At 60.7% G+C, this 21,262-nt stretch carries 20 protein-coding genes; 5 read left to right on the top strand and 15 right to left on the bottom strand.

Going from position 1 to position 21,262, the window contains the following annotated elements; all coding sequences use genetic code 11:
- Positions 1 to 6 precede the first annotated feature (6 nt).
- Positions 7 to 471: a redox-sensitive transcriptional activator SoxR gene (soxR, locus tag QD409_RS09570; RefSeq protein WP_430762537.1), complete on the bottom strand. Its 465-nt coding sequence runs from the start codon at positions 469 to 471 to the stop codon at positions 7 to 9.
- 73 nt (positions 472 to 544) lie between these two features.
- Here soxR and QD409_RS09565 point away from each other — a divergent pair, with 73 nt between their 5' ends.
- Positions 545 to 1,120 carry an NADPH-dependent FMN reductase gene (locus QD409_RS09565; RefSeq protein ID WP_430762536.1) on the top strand — a complete coding sequence of 192 codons (576 nt, stop codon included), beginning with the start codon at positions 545 to 547 and terminating at the stop codon, positions 1,118 to 1,120.
- Between the two features lie 170 nt (positions 1,121 to 1,290).
- Entirely contained in the window at positions 1,291 to 2,502 is a 1,212-nt protein-coding gene (locus QD409_RS09560; RefSeq protein ID WP_430762535.1) for an acyltransferase family protein, read from the top strand.
- Positions 2,503 to 2,537: 35 nt separating this feature from the next.
- Here QD409_RS09560 and QD409_RS09555 read toward each other — a convergent pair whose 3' ends face one another.
- The 3 genes from QD409_RS09555 to QD409_RS09545 all read right to left on the bottom strand — a co-directional run bounded on the left by QD409_RS09555 (position 2,538) and on the right by QD409_RS09545 (position 6,367).
- A complete protein-coding gene (locus QD409_RS09555) occupies positions 2,538 to 3,659 on the bottom strand; it encodes a mandelate racemase/muconate lactonizing enzyme family protein (RefSeq protein WP_430762534.1) in 1,122 nt (373 codons plus the stop codon).
- Positions 3,660 to 3,720: 61 nt separating this feature from the next.
- A complete protein-coding gene (locus QD409_RS09550; protein WP_430762533.1) occupies positions 3,721 to 5,220 on the bottom strand; it encodes an aldehyde dehydrogenase in 1,500 nt (499 codons plus the stop codon).
- Between the two features lies 1 nt (position 5,221).
- The gene (locus QD409_RS09545; RefSeq protein ID WP_430762532.1) at positions 5,222 to 6,367 is read right to left on the bottom strand and encodes an iron-containing alcohol dehydrogenase; all 1,146 of its coding nucleotides are present in this window, start codon (positions 6,365 to 6,367) and stop codon (positions 5,222 to 5,224) included.
- Positions 6,368 to 6,484: 117 nt separating this feature from the next.
- Here QD409_RS09545 and QD409_RS09540 point away from each other — a divergent pair, with 117 nt between their 5' ends.
- Entirely contained in the window at positions 6,485 to 7,390 is a 906-nt protein-coding gene (locus tag QD409_RS09540; RefSeq protein ID WP_430762531.1) for a LysR substrate-binding domain-containing protein, read from the top strand.
- Positions 7,391 to 7,641: 251 nt separating this feature from the next.
- Here QD409_RS09540 and QD409_RS09535 read toward each other — a convergent pair whose 3' ends face one another.
- The 10 genes from QD409_RS09535 to QD409_RS09490 form a co-directional block, all read right to left on the bottom strand.
- On the bottom strand, positions 7,642 to 8,049 hold the full coding sequence (locus tag QD409_RS09535) for a F0F1 ATP synthase subunit epsilon (RefSeq protein WP_092849805.1): 408 nt from the start codon (positions 8,047 to 8,049) through the stop codon (positions 7,642 to 7,644).
- A 77-nt stretch (positions 8,050 to 8,126) separates the two neighbouring features.
- Entirely contained in the window at positions 8,127 to 9,557 is a 1,431-nt protein-coding gene (gene atpD, locus QD409_RS09530) for a F0F1 ATP synthase subunit beta (protein WP_092849798.1), read from the bottom strand.
- A gap of 23 nt (positions 9,558 to 9,580) precedes the next feature.
- Positions 9,581 to 10,465: a F0F1 ATP synthase subunit gamma gene (locus tag QD409_RS09525; RefSeq protein WP_430762530.1), complete on the bottom strand. Its 885-nt coding sequence runs from the start codon at positions 10,463 to 10,465 to the stop codon at positions 9,581 to 9,583.
- Positions 10,466 to 10,493: 28 nt separating this feature from the next.
- Complete coding sequence (gene atpA / locus QD409_RS09520) at positions 10,494 to 12,023, bottom strand: F0F1 ATP synthase subunit alpha (protein ID WP_092849793.1); 1,530 nt, start codon at positions 12,021 to 12,023, stop codon at positions 10,494 to 10,496.
- A complete protein-coding gene (locus QD409_RS09515) occupies positions 12,023 to 12,589 on the bottom strand; it encodes a F0F1 ATP synthase subunit delta (RefSeq protein WP_430762529.1) in 567 nt (188 codons plus the stop codon). The genes atpA and QD409_RS09515 overlap by 1 nt, the downstream gene beginning before the upstream one ends.
- Positions 12,590 to 12,850: 261 nt before the next feature.
- Positions 12,851 to 13,234, bottom strand: coding sequence for a DUF4345 family protein (locus QD409_RS09510; RefSeq protein WP_430762528.1), 384 nt, complete (start codon positions 13,232 to 13,234; stop codon positions 12,851 to 12,853).
- A gap of 68 nt (positions 13,235 to 13,302) precedes the next feature.
- The gene (locus QD409_RS09505; protein WP_430762527.1) at positions 13,303 to 13,755 is read right to left on the bottom strand and encodes a hypothetical protein; all 453 of its coding nucleotides are present in this window, start codon (positions 13,753 to 13,755) and stop codon (positions 13,303 to 13,305) included.
- A 57-nt stretch (positions 13,756 to 13,812) separates the two neighbouring features.
- Positions 13,813 to 16,044, bottom strand: coding sequence for a primosomal protein N' (locus tag QD409_RS09500; protein ID WP_430762526.1), 2,232 nt, complete (start codon positions 16,042 to 16,044; stop codon positions 13,813 to 13,815).
- Positions 16,045 to 16,101: 57 nt separating this feature from the next.
- The gene (locus tag QD409_RS09495) at positions 16,102 to 17,238 is read right to left on the bottom strand and encodes an AAA family ATPase (protein ID WP_430762525.1); all 1,137 of its coding nucleotides are present in this window, start codon (positions 17,236 to 17,238) and stop codon (positions 16,102 to 16,104) included.
- A gap of 26 nt (positions 17,239 to 17,264) precedes the next feature.
- Positions 17,265 to 18,209, bottom strand: coding sequence for a GNAT family N-acetyltransferase (locus QD409_RS09490; protein ID WP_092849771.1), 945 nt, complete (start codon positions 18,207 to 18,209; stop codon positions 17,265 to 17,267).
- Between the two features lie 243 nt (positions 18,210 to 18,452).
- Here QD409_RS09490 and QD409_RS09485 point away from each other — a divergent pair, with 243 nt between their 5' ends.
- Both QD409_RS09485 and QD409_RS09480 read left to right on the top strand, forming a co-directional pair.
- The gene (locus QD409_RS09485; protein ID WP_430762594.1) at positions 18,453 to 19,388 is read left to right on the top strand and encodes a tyrosine recombinase XerC; all 936 of its coding nucleotides are present in this window, start codon (positions 18,453 to 18,455) and stop codon (positions 19,386 to 19,388) included.
- A gap of 130 nt (positions 19,389 to 19,518) precedes the next feature.
- Positions 19,519 to 20,700 carry a TraB/GumN family protein gene (locus QD409_RS09480; RefSeq protein ID WP_430762524.1) on the top strand — a complete coding sequence of 394 codons (1,182 nt, stop codon included), beginning with the start codon at positions 19,519 to 19,521 and terminating at the stop codon, positions 20,698 to 20,700.
- Here the strand turns inward: QD409_RS09480 and QD409_RS09475 are convergent.
- Positions 20,678 to 21,190, bottom strand: coding sequence for a DUF2867 domain-containing protein (locus QD409_RS09475; RefSeq protein ID WP_430762523.1), 513 nt, complete (start codon positions 21,188 to 21,190; stop codon positions 20,678 to 20,680). The two genes, QD409_RS09480 and QD409_RS09475, sit on opposite strands and share 23 nt — an antisense overlap.
- Between the last annotated feature and the right edge of the window lie 72 nt (positions 21,191 to 21,262).

The following is a 21,262-nucleotide window of genomic DNA, read 5'->3' as shown; positions in this document are numbered from 1 at the left end:
TTCGGCTCAATCTTCGGGATCGAGCAAGCGGGGGCCTGCACCTTCTTCGGAAAGCCTGTCCCAGGGGTTTCGCAACGGGCAGCTGTCCATCGAGAGGCAGCCGCAACCGATGCAGCCGTCGAGCTGATCGCGCAGCCCCTGCAGGCGTCGGATCCGGGCATCAAGATCGTCCTTCCAGCGGGCTGACAGCACTTTCCAATCAGCAGCCGACGGCGTGCGCCCCTGCGGCAGCGATTGCAGAGCCGCTTGAACCTCCGCAAGCGGAATGCCAACTCTTTGCGCCACCTTGATGATCGCCACACGGCGCAGCACCTCACGGGGATAGCGCCGTTGGTTGCCACGGCTGCGCTGGCTCTCGATCAGCCCTTTCGCCTCGTAAAAATGCAGCGCCGAAACGGCCATACCGCTTCGCGCCGCCACCTCACCGACCGTCAGCAGTTTGGAAAACTGACCGGACTCGATTTTTGCCATTTGCTCTATTGACCTCAACCACACTTGAGGTTCTATAAACCCAGCTCCAAACCACGTAAAGCAGGAGCAAGGCATGACAGAATCGACCCGGCTGGCAATCGTTTATGGCAGTACCCGCCCAGGCCGCTTATGCGATCGGGTTGTCAATTGGGTCGCCCGAGAGCTGGTGCACTACCCCCTCATCGAGATCGACGTGATCGATCCCCTCGCATTCGATCTGCCATTCCAGCATGATCGCGAGCACGCTGGCGTCACCGCCCTTTCCGCTCGGCTTTCGGACGCAGATGCCTTCATCATCGTCACGCCAGAATATAATCACAGCTTCACGGCCTCGCTGAAATTCGTGCTCGATCTCGTCTATGAGCCGTGGCACGGCAAACCGGTCGCTTTCGTTTCCTATGGCGGCATCTCCGGCGGCTTGCGCGCCGTCGAGCAATTGCGGCTGGTCTTTTCCGAGCTGCACGCCGTGACGGTGCGCGACACGGTCAGTTTCGCCAATCCCTGGGGCAGGTTTGCCGAAGACGGCACGCTTGCAAATCCGATCGAGGCGCGTCAGTCGCTGGTTCGATTGATCGCGCGACTGAATTGGTGGAGCGCCGCGCTGAAACCGGCCCGCGCCATGCGCCCTTATCGCTCGATCGCGGCCTGACCCTTTTCCGCAAGATAAGAATCCGGTCTTTCGTTTCTGGCAGGTGCGAAAGACCGGCTTGACGCCCGGACCTCGCACAAAGGTTCGGGCGTCATGCTTTCAAGGATCTGTCTTGCCGAAATCGCCGCGATGACCTAACCCAATAGAGAGGCAGTTGCAGCGGTGCAGGGATGGACAACGACAAGCGCCTGGGAGGAGCGGATTTCATGCGCGCCGTCGCATGTCTGATGGTGCTTGTGCATCATCTCGTTCTTCGAATGAATTTCTACAAAATTCCCCCAGCTCTGGACATGACCTTCATAATCGCGCGCTTCGGTAATCACGGCGTCTCGGTCTTCTTCGTTCTCAGCGGCTTTCTTCTCTCGCGCCCCTTCTGGCAGGCGCTGGATAGAGCCCAGCCGTTACCGTCACTGAGGATCTACGCCATGCGCCGCGCGGCACGTATCCTGCCGGGCTTCTGGTTCGCCCTGACAGTCGGTTTCGCGATCAGCTTCACGGTCTATGGCTTTCCGCTCGACGCAGAACTGGTCGGCCGCTACATCGCCGGCTTCTTCCTGATGAGCCAATGGCATTGGCGCACCTTTTTCCCGGTGCAGGGCGATGGTCCCCTATGGTCGATCCCCCTCGAGACGACTTGCTATGTTCTCTTGCCGGTCGGTTTCATGGTGCTGTTCAATGCCAAAGTGAGATCACGCTCCGTCTTCGTCAACCGCCTGCTCTGGATCGGTATCATCGCAATATCGCTGGTTGGCCACTGGCTGGTCGTTACCTATCTCCCGACAGACAGCGCCGGGCGGGGATGGCAATATAGCTTCCAGGGCGGTGCCAAGGAATGGATGCCACGCTACAACCCGATTGGCTTCTTCGCGATTTTCGCGATCGGCGTATTGGCCGCCGGAGTCCAGACCATAGTTCCCGCGCGCCGCTCCGTGATCTACGACATCATTGGGGCGCTCGCGATCGTCATGGGAGCATGGCAGTTGCCGCAATCCATCGGCGGTCCGGGAGAAGGCTATGCGTGGCTCGGCATTCCCTATCAATTTCCGCTGTTGCCTCTGGCCGTCGCCGCCGCCCTCTGCACACTCCCGCAGTCGCGACTACTGGCAAGGCTGCTGGACAACAGCCTCAGCCGTTATATCGCCACCGTCTCCTTCGGTGTCTATGTCTGGCAGGACATCGTTCTGACAATGATGCAGAAGCTCATGCCCTGGACCTTCGGCACCGGCTCGGATGACGTGCTGGGTGGCTGGATCACCTCGAGCCTCGTCGCGACCGCCATCATCTTTGCCATCGGCACACTGAGCTATGTGCTGCTCGAACGCCCCGTCATGCGATGGGCTCGCACCAGGGAAAACAGAATGACACGACCCGCCATCGCATGACGGGCCGGTAAAGGATAACGCGGGCGCAGGTTCCCTTAAATGCGCGTCGCCTTCAAGCGCTCCTCGTCGAGAACGATGCCGAGCCCCGGGGCAATGCCCAGATCCAGCCAGCCGGCATCGTGCTTGAGCGGGGACGCCATCGGATAGTCGCGGCGGGCCTCGCTCCACTCCGGATTGTCGTAGGGGTATTCGAGCCATGCGGCATCGCCGACGCCGGCAGTCAGATGCGCATTGGCCAACACACCGATGCCGTTCGTCCAGGAATGCGGCGTGAACTGCACGCCCGCCTCGCGGGCCTGATAGACCAATCGCCGGCAACCCGTAATACCGCCGACAAGCGCAACATCAGGCTGGATGACATCCAAGGCACGCTCTTCGATGATGTCGCGAAACTCGTAGAGTTCGCGCGTCATCTCACCGCCGGCGATCCTGACCGACGTTGCCTGCTTCAATTCCTTCATGCCCTTGCGGTCGGAGCGATAAAGCGGCTCTTCCATCCAGTAGACGCCGAGCCGTTCCAACTCCTTGGCAACGGCCAGCGCGTCCTTGAAGGTCCAGGGCAAGGTCGTATCCCAGGGCATGCGCCAACCCTGATTGCAGTCGACCATGAGCTCAAGCCGGTCGCCGACGCGGGCCCTAATCGCTTCCAGCGCCTTGACGTCCTCGCGCCAGCCGCCACGGCCGCCCGAAGACGAGGAGAAGCGCACCTTCATGGCCGGGAAGCCTTCGTCGATATAGCGTTCGGCCTGATCGGCCATGGCCGAGGGTTCGCGCAGCACACCGGAAGACGCGTAGAGCCGCACGCGGCTGGCACGCCCGCCGAGCATCCGCCACACCGGTTCGCCGGTAATCTTGCCGGAGAGGTCCCACAGCGCCAGGTCCATGGGCCAGCAGCGGCCATAGTGGAAGTTGATATGCGACAGGACTTCATAATGGCGCTCGAGGTGCCGTGGGTCCTGCCCGATGAACAGGTCTTCATGGCCCTCGAAGCCCTTCATGAGATCGCCGGAGCCGATGCCTTCCCGGCCCTCATCATCCCTGACGCGCACGATGGTCGCATCGAAATGCCGGCGCGGACGGCCATCCCAGCTCGCCTTGAACGCCGGATCGAGCGGCAGGCGGTGATGGGTGATTTCGATGGAAACGATCTTGCTCATTATGGCTCCCCTTTATCCTCCGGGCATGATCCCTCGAAAGAGATCATGCCGATTTCAATCCTCAACCGAACTGCTGCCAGATCGTCTTGTAATCGCAATATTTATCGATCGCATGCACCGAACGGTCGCGGCCGAAACCGGACTGCTTGAAGCCGCCGAACGGTGTCGCGAAGTTCGACATGTCGTAGGTATTGATCCACACCGTACCCGCATGGATCTCTTCGGAAAAGCGGTGAGCACGGTCCATATCCTTGGTGAAGACGGCACCGGCAAGGCCGTAAATCGTGTCGTTGGCGATCCTCAGCGCATCATCCTCCGTATCGAAGGGAATGGCAGCCAGTACGGGCCCGAAAATCTCCTGCCGCGCTAGGCTCATGTCGTTGGTCATGTCGACGAAGACGCCCGGCGAGACGTAGTAGCCGCCGGTTTCGCTCAAGACGCGCTCGGCTCCGAAGGCACGGCGCGCGCCTTCCTTCTCGCCGGCTGCGATCATCGCTAGCACCTTGTTCATGTGCTCTTCCTCGATCAGGGCGCCGATCTGCGCCGAGGGGTCGAGCGGATGCTTGAGCGCGATATCGGAGCGGGTGACCGCCTCGATTTTCTCGATCAGCTTGTCCTGTACCGAACGCTGCACGATCAGACGGGTCGAAGCGTGGCATGTCTCGCCGGAATTATAGAAGCAGCCCCAGGCCGCAGCGACGGCAGCTGCATCGAGATCGGCATCTTCGAAGACGACGAGCGGCGACTTGCCGCCGAGCTCCAGTGCCACGCGCTTGACGTTCGATTGCGCCGCATAGCCCATGATCAGCTTGCCGACTTCGGTCGAGCCTGTGAAGGCGATCATGTCGACATCCATGTGCAGTGCCAGCGGCTTGCCTGTCTCTTCGCCATAGCCCGTCACCACGTTGAAGACGCCAGCGGGCAAGCCCGCTTCGACTGCAAGTTCGGCAAGGCGGATCGCCGAAAGCGAGGACTGCTCGGCCGGCTTCAGCACCACGGAATTGCCCGCGGCGATTGCCGGTCCTAGCTTCCACGCATCGATGATCATCGGATAGTTCCACGGCGTGATCGCGCCAATCACTCCGAGCGGCACCTTGCGCACCAGTGCCCGAGCGTTCGGGCCGGTCGGCGCAATCTCGTCATACATCTTGTCGATCATTTCGCCGTAAAACTGGATGCCGTCGGCGCAGAGGCGCACGTCGACCGTCAGCGACGCCATGACCGGCTTGCCGACATCGATCGTCTCGAGCATGGCCAGTTCATCGCCATGGGCACGAATGAGCTCGGCCCATTTCAGCATGATCTTCTTCTTTTCCAGCGGCTCCTTCCGGCGCCAGACACCACTTTCGAACGCGGCGCGGGCGGAAGCAACGGCTGCGTCGATATCGGCAGCATTGCCGCGAGCGAGCTCGGCGCCAGGCTTGCCATCCATTGGCCGGATGCGGGTGAAGGTCTCGCCCGAAGTGGCGGCGCGATGAGCGCCGTTTATGAAGTGACGCCCTTCGGGCTTCAGGCAGGAGAGAACGCTTTCCCAATAGTCGCGCGTATAGTTCTTGGTCATCTCAGATTCCTTTCGGCAACGCCATGATGGCGGCGGCAAAGCGGTCGATGTCGGCATCCGTCACATCGCGGATCGTCGAGCGCCGCATGGGCTGGTTTTCAGTTGCGCGCATCTCGCGAGCAAGATCGGTATCATCGAAGGGCTTGAAAGCAGCGGGAAGTGAGCGCGTGATACCGCAGCGATCCATCCAGCCGGAGACGAACGCAGGAAGTTCAGCAGCACTCTCGACGCCGCATGCCTTCGCGGCCGCATTAAGGTCGACGGTATCCGCCTCGACCAGCCAGGCAAGTGTCGCTTCGAAGCCAAGCGCCGTCGCGAGGCCATGATGGACTGGGCCAAGGCCCGCCAATGCGTGGCTGACATTGTGCGCGATCGCCGTGCCGCAATTGTCGATGGCAATGCCGGCGAAACAGGAGCCCAGTAGCACATCGCCGCGTGCCGCCATATCATCGGGCTGCTTGACGGCCGTCTCCAGGGCGTCGGTAATCAACCGCAACGCCTGATGCGCATAGAATTGCGCGCCGCGATGCGTGTTGCGGTTCGTGGCTGCCTCGAAGGCATGGATGAAGGCATCGAGGCCGCACCATGCAGTCAGGTTGGCAGGCAAGGTTTTCGTCAGAGCCGGATCGAGAATGACGAGATCGGCCTTCGTCTCCGGTCCCCAGATCCAGAGCTTCTTGGCTTCGGGCCCGGCGAAGATATTCGTTGCCGATGTCTCCGAACCCGTGCCGGCCGTGGTAGGCACCATGATCTTCTTCAGCGGATTCTTGGGCAGCGGATTGGCCGCCAGTGCGTAATGCATCGGATCCTCGCCGGAAGCGATGCAGCAGGCGACGATCTTGCCGATGTCGAGCGCTGAGCCGCCGCCGACGCCGATCACCATATCGGCGCCCTGCCCCGCAGCTATCGCCGCATGCAGATGCGCAAGCTTCGGCTCACCGGCAAAATCGGAAAAAACCTGCGTCTTCACGCCCGCTTCGGCGAGCTCGCCACTGATCCTGGCCGCAAGGCCCGACTGTGCCAGGAAGGCATCGATCACGAGCAGAACCGTGCCAACGCCATCGAAGGATTTGACGGCCGCGGGAAGGCCGGAGAGCGCATTCTCACCGAAGCGAATGTCAGGAATGGCGGAAATGGAAAAGGACACGAGGGATCCCCTTGGAAAAGCGGCTGAAAATGATGTCACAATCCTGCATCACAATTTCAGATCTTCAAATCCGGGCAATTATCGGGAATATTGATGATCTGAAGTTATGGAGAGCCGATGCTAGAGAAAATACCGCTGGAGGCCTTCCGCGTTTTCGACGCGGCCGCGCGCGCAATGAACTTTTCCCGTGCCGGCCGGGAGCTGAATATCACCCAGGCCGCCGTCAGCCGCCGCATCAAGGGGCTTGAGGATCATCTCGGCGCAACGCTCTTTACCCGGCGCGGCCGAAATCTGGCGCTGACGCCGGATGGCGAGCGGCTGTTCCAGCGCGTGCGCGCTACACTCGAATATCTCGAGGAGAGCCTGGAGCCTTTTCGCACAGGCACGGGCGAAATCATCTCGATCGCGGCGAGCGGTTCGATCTCGCATCTCTGGCTTGGGCAAAGGCTCAGGGATTTCGGCAAGGAGAGCCCGGGCATCTCCGTGCGCCTGCTGACGACGGACGTCCATTCCGAACTTGCCTCGGAGAACAACGATCTCATCATCATCTATTCCACAGGCGAACATCCGCGCTGGAGCCTGACGCCGCTGATGAAAGAGGTGCTGGTGCCGATCGCCTCGCCGGACTACCTGGCGGTCCGCGGCCTCGACCCGCAGGCACTGACGGCAGTCGATATCGCCGCGCTCGATCTCATTGATTACGAACGCGCTAACGCCCACTGGATCAGCTTCCGCCAATGGTTCGGCCGCATCGGCGATCCTTTGAAGGGCAAGCTGCCGAGACCGCGGCTTTCCTTTTCGACCTACATCATGGCGGTGGAAGCCGCACTCAGGAGCGAAGGCATAGCGCTCGGCAGCCTTGGCCTCATTGAGGAATATCTGCAGTCTGGCGCGCTCGTCACGATCGGCAACGACCGCGTGGAAAGCGGCTTCGGATACTATCTCGGCGCGCCGCGCTTCCGCTCGCTCTCTGCCGAAGCGGTCCAGTTGCACCGGTTCCTGCTGCGGGGCCAACAGGTCTGATACGAATTCGGGAGGAATATCCTTGCCGACTCCGCCGTGAGAGTCGGCGATTCGAACGAGGTGCGGCCGCGCCACCTCACCTTGAGGGCTGCTCTTCTCACACTGCCGCCAAAGAGCGGCAAGCCGTGTTGAGGACCGGATCCGCTCCATCCTCATCCTGAGCCTATCGAAAGACGAGGATGGCCCGGGTCTTCTAACAAAAAAGCGGCCCATAGGACCGCTTCTATTTCATTCGGTGATTTTGGATCGCATCAATCCTGCGGGATCGAGCCGCGCAGATGCGAGAGTTCCATGATGAAATGCTCCAGGCGCGACTTGTGCTCGTGATGCAGCGCATCTTCGAGTTCGGCCTTGGCGGCATTGATGCGGCGATCCAGCTCGTCGCGGCTCATGTCCTCAACCGGAACGGCGGATTCGGCAAGCAGCGTGCAGCCGGTCGGCAGGATATCGGCAAAGCCGCCGAAAACGACGTAATCCTGTTTGCTGCCCGAAGCCGAATGCACCTTGACGAGGCCCGGCTTGATGGTGGTCATGGTCGGCGCGTGATGTGCCATGATGGTCATCTCGCCTTCGGTCGCGGGGATGACGACATCGATGACCTGTTCCGACAGCAACAGACGCTCCGGAGAAACCAGTTCGAAATTGAAATTGTCAGCCATGGCCCGTCACTTCTCGATTGTCTTATTCGCAAGGCAAGGGCGCGCGGGCAATGCCGCGCGCCGATGGATTGGCCTGATTAGGCAGCCAGCTTCTTGGCCTTTTCGATCGCTTCGTCGATCGAGCCAACCATGTAGAAGGCAGCTTCCGGCAGGTGATCGTATTCGCCGTTGACGAGGCCCTTGAAGCCCTTGATCGTGTCTTCGAGCGCAACAAGCTTGCCCGGCGAGCCGGTGAAGACTTCGGCGACGAAGAACGGCTGCGACAGGAAGCGCTCGATCTTGCGGGCGCGGGCAACAGCCAGCTTGTCGTCTTCGGAAAGTTCGTCCATGCCCAGGATGGCGATGATGTCCTGCAGGGCCTTGTAGCGCTGCAGCGTCGACTGAACCTTACGAGCAATTTCGTAGTGCTCTTCGCCAACGACCAGCGGGTCGAGCATGCGCGAGGTGGAGTCGAGCGGGTCGACAGCCGGGTAGATGCCCTTTTCAGCGATCGAGCGCGACAGAACCGTCGTTGCGTCCAGGTGGGCGAACGAGGTAGCCGGCGCCGGGTCGGTCAAGTCGTCGGCGGGAACGTAAATGGCCTGAACCGAAGTGATCGAGCCCGTCGTCGTCGTGGTGATGCGTTCCTGCATCTGACCCATGTCTGTGGCGAGCGTCGGCTGATAGCCCACGGCCGAAGGAATACGGCCGAGCAGAGCCGACACTTCCGAGCCTGCCTGCGTGAAGCGGAAGATGTTGTCGACGAAGAACAGAACGTCCTGGCCCTCATCGCGGAAGTTTTCAGCAACGGTCAGACCGGTCAGAGCGACACGAGCGCGAGCACCCGGCGGTTCGTTCATCTGGCCGTAAACAAGCGCAGCCTTGGAGCCTTCGCCGCCGCCATGCTTGTTGACGCCCGATTCGATCATTTCGTGGTAAAGGTCGTTGCCTTCGCGGGTACGTTCACCCACGCCTGCGAAGACCGAGTAACCACCGTGCGCCTTGGCGACGTTGTTGATCAGCTCCATGATGAGAACGGTCTTGCCGACGCCGGCGCCGCCGAACAGGCCGATCTTGCCGCCCTTTGCGTAAGGAGCGAGAAGGTCGACGACCTTGATGCCGGTGACGAGGATCTGCGCTTCCGTGGACTGCTCGACGTAGGACGGAGCATCCTGGTGGATCGCGCGCTTCTTTGCAGTGTTCAGCGGACCTGCTTCGTCGACCGGCTCGCCGATGACGTTCATGATACGACCCAGCGTCTCATGTCCGACCGGAACCGAGATCGGCGCGCCCGTGTCCTTGACGTGCTGTCCGCGAACCAGACCTTCGGTCGAGTCCATGGCGATCGTGCGAACGGAGTTTTCGCCGAGGTGCTGTGCGACTTCGAGAACCAGACGATTGCCGTTGTTGTCGGTTTCAAGCGCGTTCAGGATCGCCGGGAGTTCGCCGTCGAAAGCAACGTCCACAACGGCGCCGATAACCTGCGTAACCTTACCGACAGAACCTGCGGGGGTAGCTGCGTCAGCCATATTCTTACCCTCTTTCCCTAACCTCAGAGCGCTTCCGCGCCCGAAATGATTTCAATCAATTCCTTGGTGATCTGTGCCTGGCGCTGACGGTTGTAGCTCAACGTCAGCTTGTTGATCATCTCACCAGCGTTGCGCGTCGCATTGTCCATCGCGCTCATCTTGGCACCCATCTCGCCGGCGACGTTTTCGAGCAACGCGCGGAAGATCTGGACGGAGATGTTGCGCGGGATCAGGTCCGCGAGGATCGAAGCCGCATCCGGCTCGTATTCGTAGACGGCGCCCTTGTGGGCCGCATCTTCTTCGACGACGGCGGGAGCCGAAGCCGGAATGAGCTGCTGCGCCGTCGGCACCTGGCTGATCACCGACTTGAATTCGGAATAGAACAGCGTGCAGACGTCGAATTCGCCAGCTTCGAACATTTCGATGACGCGCTTACCGATGGCGTCGGCATTGTCGAAGCCGATGCGCTTGACGTCGCGTAGTTCCTTGCGCTCGACGATCAGCGATGCGTATTCGCGGCGAAGCACGTCATAGCCCTTCTTGCCGACGGTGAAGATCTTCACCGTCTTGCCTTCGGCCAGAAGCTTACGGGCATGATCACGAGCGAAACGCGAGATCTGCGAATTGAAGCCGCCGCAAAGGCCGCGTTCGGCCGTGCAGACGACGAGCAGATGCACATCGCTCTTGCCGCTTCCGGTCATCAGCAACGGCGCACCGTCAGCRWYGCTGACGGCAGCCGAGATGTTGGCCAGAACAGCGGCCATGCGCTGCGAGTAAGGCCGGGCGGCCTCGGCCGCCTCCTGCGCACGCCGAAGCTTCGCCGCGGCGACCATTTTCATCGCCTTGGTGATCTTCTGCGTCGCCTTGACGGAGGCGATCCGGTTTTTCAGATCCTTTAGTGAAGGCATCCTTGGTCCGTCCTAGAGCTTAGCCCGATTACGTGAAAGACTTGACGAAGCTGTCGAGAGCAGCGGTGAGCTTGCTCTTCGTCGCGTCGCTGATAGCCTTTTCGGTGCGGATGGTGTCGAGGATTTCCTTACCTTCCGAGCGGAGGTACGACAGGAAGCCTTGCTCGAACTTACCGACCTGGTTGACGGGCAGCTTGTCGAGGTAGCCATTGACGCCAGCGAAGATCACAGCAACCTGCTCTTCCGTCTTCAGCGGCGAGAACTGCGGCTGCTTCAGGAGTTCCGTCAGGCGCGAACCGCGGTTCAGCAGACGCTGCGTTGCGGCATCGAGGTCGGAACCGAACTGGGCGAAGGCGGCCATTTCACGATACTGGGCGAGCTCGCCCTTGATCGAACCGGCAACCTGCTTCATCGCCTTGATCTGCGCGGACGAACCGACGCGCGAAACCGACAGACCGACGTTAACGGCCGGACGGATGCCCTGGTAGAACAGGTCGGTTTCGAGGAAGATCTGGCCGTCGGTGATCGAGATCACGTTGGTCGGAATGAAGGCCGAAACGTCGTTGCCCTGCGTTTCGATGACCGGAAGAGCCGTCAGCGAACCGGCGCCCTTATCGTCGTTCATCTTTGCAGCGCGCTCGAGGAGACGCGAATGCAGGTAGAAAACGTCGCCCGGGTAAGCTTCGCGGCCCGGCGGGCGGCGCAGCAGAAGTGACATCTGGCGATAGGAAACAGCCTGCTTCGAAAGGTCGTCGTAACCGATCAGGGCGTGCATGGCGTTGTCACGGAAGTATTCGCCCATGGCGCAACCGGCAAACGGTGCCAGGAACTGCATCGGAGCCGGATCGGAAGCGGTCGCGGCGACGATGATCGAGTACTTCAATGCGCCGCGCTCTTCGAGCACCTTGACGAACTGGGCGACGGTCGAACGCTTCTGGCCGACGGCGACGTAGACGCAGTACAGCTTTTCACTGTCCGGGCCGGCATCGTGGATGGCCTTCTGGTTCAGGATCGTGTCGAGAATGATGGCGGTTTTGCCGGTCTGACGGTCGCCGATGACGAGCTCGCGCTGGCCGCGTCCAACCGGGATCAGGGCGTCGATGGCCTTGAGGCCGGTCGACATCGGCTCATGAACCGACTTGCGCGGGATGATACCCGGAGCCTTGACGTCGACGCGCGAACGGCGGGTCGCATTGATCGGGCCCTTGCCATCGATCGGGTTGCCGAGCGCGTCGACGACGCGGCCGAGCAGTTCCGGACCGACCGGAACGTCGACGATGGCGCCGGTGCGCTTGACGGTGTCGCCTTCCTTGATGTCGCGGTCAGAGCCGAAGATAACCACACCGACGTTGTCGGCTTCAAGGTTCAGGGCCATACCGCGAATGCCGCCGGGGAATTCGACCATTTCGCCGGCCTGGACGTTGTCCAGACCGTAGACGCGGGCGATACCGTCACCGACGGAGAGAACCTGGCCGACTTCGGAGACTTCAGCTTCCTTGCCGAAGTTTTTGATCTGATCTTTCAGAATTGCGGAAATTTCCGCGGCGCGGATATCCATCAGCCGACCTCTTTCAATGCAAGCTTAAGGGTGGAGAGTTTGGTGCGAAGGGACGTATCGATCTGACGCGAACCGACCTTGACGATCAAACCGCCGAGGATCGACGGATCGACCGTGACGGCAATTGCCACGTCCTTGCCGGTGACGCCCTTCAGCGCCGCCTTCAATTCATCTTCCTGCGCCTGAGTGAGCGCATGCGCCGAGGTGACCTCGGCGGAAATCTCGCCGCGATGCTGAGCGGCGATGATATGGAAAGCCTTGATCATGCCCGGCAGCGCAAAGAGGCGCCGATTGCTGGCCACAAGCTTCAAGAAATTGGTGACGTAGGCGCCGAAGCCTGCCTTCGTTGCCAGCGCCTGGATCGCGCCGACCTGCTCATCGGCCGAAAAGACCGGGCTGAGAACGAAACGCTTCAGATCGTCGCTCTCGTCGAGCATGGCTTGAAACCGATCGAGATCGGCGGTCACTGCCGGCACGACGCCTTCTTCAAGGGCCAACTCGAACAGCGACGAGGCATATCGTTCTGCAACGCCAGAAACATGCTGGGATGTGTCTGCCACGGGCACAAAATTCCCTGATTTCAACCCAAGAACTCGACTCCCGGATAACGGAAGCCATATGCCCTTGAATTCGTTTTGATTTCCCCCAGAAATCAGCAGGAGTGCGCTCCCGCTTCATCCGAAATTCGGGGTTCGTCTAACATAGGATATTGAGACTCGCAACACGCGTATTCGCCGAATGCGCCATTCGGGCGAATTTATGATGGCAAAAATTCAAAAGCATGGGGATAGCGCGGGCAAATAAGGCTCGCCAAAGCTGTTTTCAGCTCAAATATAGCCAAGCCCATAGAGAAAAGGTAGCGCAGCGAGAACCGCCTGCACAACCAGAAGGAGAAGGCTCAAAAATATACTGCCACGATCAGACATAAGCGACAGGATGCGGCCGAAAGCCGCGACGCCGAAGGAGGCGCCGAGGGCAAGGTAGATCATCGGCTGCGCCAAAAGGATCGCCATCAACCCGAAACCGAGCATAAAGCCGCCCGCTGAGCGAGCCTCGCCATAGGCCTCGGTTTGGCCTTCGCGCACCTGAAGCTTGAGGATGCGATAAGTATAGCCCGGCGCGAACATCAGGAAGAGGCCGATCAACGCTGAGACGGCGGCCGAACAGTAGGCAAGCCGTTCGCCGAATTCGGTCGGAAAATAAAGCTCCATCGGTCGCCCCTAAAATCGTCAATGATTTGGCGTCTTATGACACGATGCTTTAAGGAATGAAAAGCGCCCTATTTACCATCTGCACTCAAATCAACAGCGTCGTGTACTTTTAAGAGCGTTGAACATCCCCCTAAATCCTTTGCCATCGCTGCTGCGCGCTGACGGACGGCTTTGGATGATAAGGTTGGATTGGCTCTGCCATCGTTTACGATTCGCGGCAAATCCATACCCTCGGCATCTGCGATTGCTCTCTCAACGCTGGCGTATATCTCAGTGTCTGGACCACAGCCCCCTTTCCGAATGGTACGGAGAACCTTTTCTTTCATAGAGATATGGGCAGCTCCACAATACTTCTCCGCAAGGGTGTGCATCATGATGACGTAGGGGATGCCCATGAAGCGCCCGTCGATCGGCTCGCCCGGCTTGTAGATAGGACTATTTTTGCAGAAGTTAGGAATTTCCGCTTGAGCTGACGATGCTGCCAAACAGACGGATGCGACGACGCATAAAAGCTTCGACAATAATGCCCCCTGCAACGAGAACTGTTCAGATTACTGTCTATGTATCCTGATAGTTTCTCACAGAAAGCTTTGCGGATCTATATCGAGCTGCACCTGCACGGAGCCGCGCTCCTTCGGTGACTGCGCCAGCATGGCCCGAAGGAAGCCCTGCATGTCGGAATTGCGCCGGCCGTGCACGAGCAAGCGGAAACGATGCCGCCCGCGTACAAGCGCGATCGGCGCTTCTGCCGGGCCGAGCACCGATATGCCCGAAACTTGCGGCGCGGCGTTGCGCAAGCCGCGCGCGTGGGTCTCCGCATCCTGCCTGCTATCGGCCGAGACGATGATCGAGGCGAGCCGGCCGAAGGGCGGCAATATGGCTCTTTCACGCTCCAAAATCTCGCGTTCGTAAAAAGCACTGGCATCGCCGGAGACGATCGCCTGCATCACGGGATGCTGCGGCTGGTACGTCTGCAGCAACCCGTGGCTCTTCAATCCGGTTCGCCCGGCGCGTCCCGTCACCTGTGACAGAAGCTGGAACGTCCGCTCGGCGGCACGCGGATCGCCATTGGCAAGGCCGAGATCGGCGTCGACGATGCCGACCAGCGTCATCAGCGGAAAATTGTGTCCTTTGGCGACGAGCTGCGTGCCGATGACGATGTCGGCCTCGCCCTTGGCGATGGCATCGAGCTCCAGTCTCAGCCGCTTGACGCCGCCCATGATGTCGGAAGACAGCATGATGGTCCGCGCTTCGGGGAAATGACGCTCCACCTCCTCGGCGATGCGCTCGACGCCCGGTCCGCAGGCAACGAGATGATCGAGCGTGCCGCATTCCGGGCACGCTTCCGGCGTGCGCTCGGCATAACCGCATTGATGGCACTGGATCTGGCCGCGAAACCGGTGCTCCACCAGCCAGCTCGAACATTGCGGGCACTGGAACCGGTGGCCGCAAACCCGGCAAAGCGTCAGCGGAGCATAGCCGCGCCTGTTGAGGAACAATAGCGCCTGCTCGCCCTTGGCAACCGTCTTGCCGATCGCGCGGATCAGCACCGGCGAGAGAAAGCCGCCGCGCTCCGGCGCGTGCCGTCGCATGTCGATCAGATGCAGGTCGGGAAGTGCCGCATCGCCAAAGCGCGTCGGCAGGTGGATGGTGGTGTAGCGCCCGCTTTGGCCGTTGACCTGGCTTTCGACCGAAGGCGTGGCTGACACCAGCACGACGGGGAAATCGCCGATGCGGCCGCGCACCACGGCCATATCGCGCGCATTATAATAGACGCGGTCTTCCTGCTTATAGGCAGGATCATGCTCTTCATCGACGATGATCAGGCCGAGATCCTCGAAAGGAAGGAAGAGAGCCGAACGCGCGCCGGCGACGACTCGCACCTCGCCCGTCACGGCCTGACGCCAAACCTTCTCGCGCATGCGCGGCGGGAGATCCGAATGCCATTCGGCCGGTTTGGCACCGAAACGATCCTGAAAGCGTTCGAGAAAGCTTGCCGTCAGCGCGATCTCCGGCAAGAGGATCAGCACCTGCTTGCCGCGCCGCAAAGTTTCGGCGATGGCCTCGAAATAGACTTCCGTCTTGCCGGAGCCGGTGACGCCATCAATCAGCGAAACGGCGAACTCGCCCTTGCGCACGTCCACCAATATCTCGTCGGCCGCATCCTTTTGCGGGCCTTCCAGCCGGGAGGGAATGAATTCGGGATCGGGCTTGGCGACAACGGGGGGCGGCGGCAGGAAGATGGTCTCGAAAATGCCTTGTGAGATCAGCCCGTCGACGACGCTGGTGGACACACCGGCTGCATGCGCCAAGCCGATGCGCGTCCACGACAGCCCGTCTGCGGCAATCTCCATCACCTTGGCGCGCGCTGGCGTCAACCGCTCCGGCTGCCCGCCGATGAAGCGCAATCCCTCGATCATCGGTTCGGGATCGAAAGCAGCCGGCGCCCTGAGCGCCATGCGCGCCACAAGCCCTGGCGGCGACAGCGTATAGCCGGCAACCCAGTCGATGAAATCGCGCATATGCTTGCCGAGCGGCGGGCAATCGAAGACATGGCTGATCGGCCGAAGCTTCTTCGGATCGACACCGCCATCATCGTCGCCATCCCAGACGACGCCGATAACCTGCCTTGGCCCAAGCGGTACCTGCACGACCGACCCCGGCTCCACCGCCATGCCTTCAGGCACGGCATAGGAATAGGCCCTCGGCGCCGGCATCGGCACGAGAACAGGAACCGTACGGCTCATCACAGGTTTTGCGGGCGCCGCCTCGAAAAGCGCACCGAACAGATCGGAAGAATCTTTGCTCATTGCGCCAGACCATGCCCCGGACGAGCGCAAAAGAAAACCCGCATTGCCGGATTGTCGCTATTCATCGTCATCGTCGATCACGCCGGTCAGCCGCATGCCGTCGATCCAGGTGGAGCCGTCTTCGCGGATCACGCGGCGTGGCTTTGCGCCGCAGCGTTCACGCACCGCCTGCGCCAGAACCTCCGAATGGGTAACGATCCAGATCTGGCTGGACTTTGCCGCCTGCGCGATCATATCGGCAAGTGGCGGCAACATGTCCGGATGCAGGCTCGCCTCCGGCTCGTTAAGCGCGATCAGCGGCGGCAGGCGATAGGACATCAGCGCTGCGGCAAGACCAAGAAAGCGAATCTGGCCATCGGACAGCTCGCGCGGCTGGAAGACGCGGTTGGGAAATTCCGGCAGCATCAGACCGAAATCCGCCGTTTCCTGCGGCTCCGGCACGACAAGCCGCGCCCCGCCGAGCGCTGCGGCAAGAACCCGATCAAGCTCGACGGTATCTTCCCGCGTATGCACGAGAGTGGCGAAGACGGCGGCGATATTGGCGCCGTCTTCGTCCAGCATGGGAGAAGTCACCGCAAGGCACGGCGCGCGCAACGGTGAGCCGCGATCGGTACGGAAGCCATGATAGAAGCGCCAGGCATCGACGGCGCGCCGGAAGGTGCCGACCTCAGGATAATACCCGGCATCACCCAGCAGAGCGATCGCCGTTTCAGACGTCAAAGCCTGCTCGCGGTGCTGCTCCATGCGGCCGCTCTCTCCCCGCACCGAAATACCGGAGCCGTCGCGCTTCATCATCGTCACCGGCCGACGGCCAGCCTCGACGGAAAGCTCCTCGGTCTTGATCTGCGGCTCCAGCGGAAAGCCCGCTGCAGGAGGCGGCGGCCGCATACCCGCCTCGATCGAGTAACGGAAGGTCGCCGCCCGCTCCATGTCGAGCAGCTCGACGTCGAAGCGGATGCGCGCCGACTCATGCGAGCGCCGCTTGCCCGACCACATGGCTGAGAACATACCGCCCTCGCTGGAAATCTCATGCGCCAGCCTGCCGCGAACGGCAGCCTGCACGAGCTGCAGCGAGCGATAGAGGTTGGACTTGCCGACACCGTTCTCGCCGATGAACAGATTGACGCTGGCGAGATCCATGCGGATCGAGCGCAGGGAACGATAATTCCGGGCAAACATGGAGCGTAGCTGCATGCCACGCGGTTTAGCCGATTCCCGTATCAAAGAGAATGCGAAACCAGGGTTTCGTCCCGTCTGGGTAGAACAAGCGGCGAGAAGGTTGCATTGCTGTCGGCCGCAAGATCGAAGACCGTATGCTTCTCCAGCGCTTTCGTCACTTCGTTGACATCGCCGTCCAGATGCTCGACGGGAATGAGGTTGCCGACAAGGAAATCGAACTGGTCGCCGCGCTTGTTGAGCAGCTCGTGAAAGACGGTCATGTCGCGCAGCTCGGTCGACCATTTTGCGAACCAGTAGAACAGGCCGGAATTGCGCGCCGTCAGATGCACGGGCAGGATCGGCAGATTGTATTTTCGCGCCAGCCCAACGGCCGATGTCTTCCAGGGACGCTCGTTCAGCTTGCCGTTCGCCCAATAGGCGATGCGGCCGGACGGAAACAACACGGTGACCTTACCGTCGGCAACTGCGCGATTGGTCAGCTGCAGCGTCTCGCGCGTCTTCGGCTTGCTCTTGTGCTCCTCGCGCCACTCCACCGGAATGATCATCTCGGCGAAACGCGGATTGACCCGCACTGCATCCCGGTTGGCAAAGATCATCATATCGGGCCGGCGCGACTTCAGGAGATCGAAGACGGCGACGCCATCGGCGATGCCTGTGGGATGATTGCTGACGAGAATGAAGCCGCCAGCAGCCGGTATGCGGTCGGCATGGGTAACGCCGATGTCGAGCCGCAGCAGATCGCTCATATATTCGAAGCACTGGAAGCCCGAAAGCTTGGCGACATCATCGGCAAATTCGATCGCCTTGTTATAGCGCAGCAGCGTGTAGAGAAACGGGCGCATCAACGGCCAGAGCGGATTGCGAACGATCTTCTGACCGCGCTCGGCGATCAAAGTATCGACTATATGTCCCGGTTGCCCCTGGGACACCAAAGCGATCGCCTCTGCCAACTGTCCCAGTGCAGTTATCGAACCGCGACGCGCCATGAAGTGTCCTGAATGGTTGGGATATATTCTATCGCAATCGAATATGATCGAAGCATGACGAACGCCTCGCACATGACAACCGAACCGCTGAAGATCCCGGATCGGCCCATATGCTGTTTTTAAATGTAGCAATACCCGCAGCACGAGGGGGAAACGCGCCGGAAGCAGCGGGAAAGTTAGTGATTCCATAACCTTCCTTCCCTCAAAGTGGCAGAAGGAATCCGAATTTCAAGGGGGTTTCCACTGAACGATTTGTTGATCATCGCCGACTCAGGGTTGATGGCGGAACGCAACCGCTGGCTCGAAGCGCTTGGCCAGGAACGGCGGCTTGCTGCTCACACTCTGAATGCCTATGAACGCGATACCAGGCAGTTTCTGATGTTCCTGACCGGCCATCTCGGTGGTCCGGCGACCATCAAGGATATCCAGGCTCTGCGCCCCGCGGACTTTCGCGCCTTTCTCGCTGCGCGTCGCAAGGATGGCGCAGGAGCGCGTTCGCTTGGCCGCAATCTTGCCGGCCTTCGTTCACTGTTGCGTTACCTCGAAAAGAAAGGCCTGGTGAATGCTGCCGGTGCAGCCGCGGTGCGTTCGCCGAAACAGCCGAAATCGCTGCCCAAGCCGCTCTCGGACACCCAGGCGATCACCGTCGTCAGCGACGAGGCGCAGCTGCATGAGGAGCCCTGGATCGCCGCACGCGACGCGGCCGTGCTGACCCTGCTCTATGGCTGCGGCTTGCGCATTTCCGAAGCGCTGGATCTAAAGCCGCAGGACATGCCGCAAGGCGCAACCTCCCTGCGCATCACCGGCAAGGGCAACAAGACACGGCTGGTGCCGCTGCTGCCGATCGTCGTCGAGGCGGTCGATCATTACCGGGCGATTTGCCCCTACCACCTCGATGCGGACGGTCCGCTCTTTCGCGGTGCCCGCGGCGGCAAGCTGCAACCGGGCATCATCCAGCACGGCATGCAGAAACTGCGCGGCGCCTTCGGCCTGCCGGATACCGCGACGCCGCATGCGCTTCGCCATTCCTTCGCGACCCATTTGCTGGCAGGCGGCGGCGACCTGCGCACCATTCAGGAGCTGCTCGGCCATGCCAGCCTGTCGACGACCCAAGTCTATACCGGCGTCGATTCCTCGCGGCTTCTCGAAGTCTACGACCGCGCCCATCCCCGCGCGTAAGGAAAGATTAACCCCTTGCGTTAAGGGAATCTCCGTCTGGTGCGCATAAAGCAGAATCTAGTCCCGGCATGCCTCCCGAAAGCCGCTTTCGAGCGCTAAGGATCATGCCCTCTGCGAACGGAAGGTTTTGATGATTTCTACCCTCGGATCCAAGACGATGCGGTCGATAAAGCCGACGCTCGGCGACATCCTGCTGTGGCTTGCCACAGCCTTTCCGTTCGTGCTGGCGATCCTGCTGATCGCGACCATGCTGACGCTTCGGCCGGCCCAAGCCGACCAGACGACATCCGATAGCCGCAGCGACAAAAATCCGTTGGCAAGTCTCAAGAAAGACGACGTAGCCAAAATCGCAACCTTACTTGCCAGTGAGACAGCGTCCGACAGCTGCGGCGGCAAGGATCTGATGGCGGAGCTGCAGAAGAGCGATCCCACCAAATACGCCTCCATCATCGCCGCCGGTGACAAAGTGGAAAACGGCAAGGGCATCTTCTGGAAGATCGAAAAGCCGGGCCTGAAGCCCTCATGGCTGCTCGGCACCATGCACGTCTCCGATTCGCGGGTGCTCACCATGCCGAAGGGCGCGGCGGAGGCTGTGGCCTCAACCGACACGATCGTCGTCGAATCCGATGAAATTCTCGATGACAAAAAGGCGGCTGCCACCCTTTTCGCCAATCCGTCCCTGACCATGCTCACCGATGGCTCGACCATCAGCCAGCATCTGTCCCCCGAGGACAATGCGCGTCTCGAAGCAGGGCTGAAGGAACGCGGCATTGTCCTTGCCGCCGTTTCCCGCATGCAGCCCTGGCTGATCGCGAGCTCTTTCGAAATGACCGGCTGCGAAATTCGTCGCAAGACCGCCGGCGCGAAATTCCTCGATCAGAAGCTGGCAAGCGACGCCGCAGCCCAAGGCAAGCAAGTCAAGGGCCTCGAGACACTGGCCGAACAAGCCAAAGCCATGAGCGACCTGCCGACCGAACTGCATCTGAAGTCGCTGATCCAGACGCTCGAGCTCGGCAACAAGATCAACGACGTCAATGAAACGATGACCGAGCTTTATCTCGCCGGCAATATCGGCGCGATGGTGCCGATGCTGAAGGTCATCGAGCCGAACCAGAAGATCACGGACGGCGACAGCGCCGCGTTCGAGCAGCGCATCATCCTCGACCGCAACAAAGTGATGGCTGATCGCTCCGCCCCGATCCTCGACAAGGGCAACGCCTTCATCGCCGTCGGCGCGCTTCATCTCGTCGGCGACCAGGGCCTGATCGCGCTGCTGCGCAAGCAGGGCTTTACGGTGACGTCCGTAAACTGACCGTACTCATACGCTTGCCGAAGCTGGCGAGCATGTTTGCAACGATCAGCCGGTGGAACGGCGCAATCACCGCGATATAGATCCGCCCGAGCAGTATCTTGCGTCTCACGAGCGTCGTCGCATCGACCAGCCGGTGGCCCTGGGCATCATCCCGCACGTCGATGATGACGCGGAAATCGAGATGACGATCGTCAAATCCGAGCACGACCTGATTGTCCGATTTGCTGACGACGGGAAAGAAGCCGATCGTTTCCACGCCATCCCCAGCCGCGCTGCCGGACGACTTCAATCCGAACATGGACGTCACCGAATCGCGCAACTTCAGCAATAGCCGCACCCAGAGCGGAAAGCGAACGAGCATCGCGCGCGCCGCGGCAATTGCCGTAAAATCCGATTTCGGAACCTGCAACTCGTAACAATCCGCCCAGTCCGCGCCCGGCAGCGCCGGGTGCGGCATAAGCGGTTTCACCATCAAGGGTCTTGCAGACATCATCTCACCTGTCACTTCGATGTCTGCAAGCTACCACATCGGCAAATCTACCAGAACGCGCAAATGCCAGCT

Origin of the sequence: Rhizobium sp. BR 315, from assembly GCF_050577975.1 — a bacterium.
Classification (GTDB): Bacteria; Pseudomonadota; Alphaproteobacteria; order Rhizobiales; family Rhizobiaceae; genus Rhizobium; species Rhizobium miluonense.
The sequence above is the reverse complement of the archived record's forward strand: the minus strand, read 5'-3'. Positions and strand labels throughout refer to the sequence as shown.

Excerpts from the sequence above, each read along its gene's own strand:
- soxR (WP_430762537.1), bottom strand. The coding sequence starts at position 471 with ATGGCAAAAATCGAGTCCGGTCAGTTTTCCAAACTGCTGACGGTCGGT.
- QD409_RS09565 (WP_430762536.1), top strand. The coding sequence starts at position 545 with ATGACAGAATCGACCCGGCTGGCAATCGTTTATGGCAGTACCCGCCCA.
- QD409_RS09560 (WP_430762535.1), top strand. The coding sequence starts at position 1,291 with ATGGACAACGACAAGCGCCTGGGAGGAGCGGATTTCATGCGCGCCGTC.
- QD409_RS09555 (WP_430762534.1), bottom strand. The coding sequence starts at position 3,659 with ATGAGCAAGATCGTTTCCATCGAAATCACCCATCACCGCCTGCCGCTC.
- QD409_RS09550 (WP_430762533.1), bottom strand. The coding sequence starts at position 5,220 with ATGACCAAGAACTATACGCGCGACTATTGGGAAAGCGTTCTCTCCTGC.
- QD409_RS09540 (WP_430762531.1), top strand. The coding sequence starts at position 6,485 with ATGCTAGAGAAAATACCGCTGGAGGCCTTCCGCGTTTTCGACGCGGCC.
- QD409_RS09535 (WP_092849805.1), bottom strand. The coding sequence starts at position 8,049 with ATGGCTGACAATTTCAATTTCGAACTGGTTTCTCCGGAGCGTCTGTTG.
- atpD (WP_092849798.1), bottom strand. The coding sequence starts at position 9,557 with ATGGCTGACGCAGCTACCCCCGCAGGTTCTGTCGGTAAGGTTACGCAG.
- atpA (WP_092849793.1), bottom strand. The coding sequence starts at position 12,023 with ATGGATATCCGCGCCGCGGAAATTTCCGCAATTCTGAAAGATCAGATC.
- QD409_RS09510 (WP_430762528.1), bottom strand. The coding sequence starts at position 13,234 with ATGGAGCTTTATTTTCCGACCGAATTCGGCGAACGGCTTGCCTACTGT.
- QD409_RS09500 (WP_430762526.1), bottom strand. The coding sequence starts at position 16,044 with ATGAGCAAAGATTCTTCCGATCTGTTCGGTGCGCTTTTCGAGGCGGCG.
- QD409_RS09495 (WP_430762525.1), bottom strand. The coding sequence starts at position 17,238 with ATGCAGCTACGCTCCATGTTTGCCCGGAATTATCGTTCCCTGCGCTCG.
- QD409_RS09490 (WP_092849771.1), bottom strand. The coding sequence starts at position 18,209 with ATGGCGCGTCGCGGTTCGATAACTGCACTGGGACAGTTGGCAGAGGCG.
- QD409_RS09480 (WP_430762524.1), top strand. The coding sequence starts at position 19,519 with ATGATTTCTACCCTCGGATCCAAGACGATGCGGTCGATAAAGCCGACG.
- QD409_RS09475 (WP_430762523.1), bottom strand. The coding sequence starts at position 21,190 with ATGTCTGCAAGACCCTTGATGGTGAAACCGCTTATGCCGCACCCGGCG.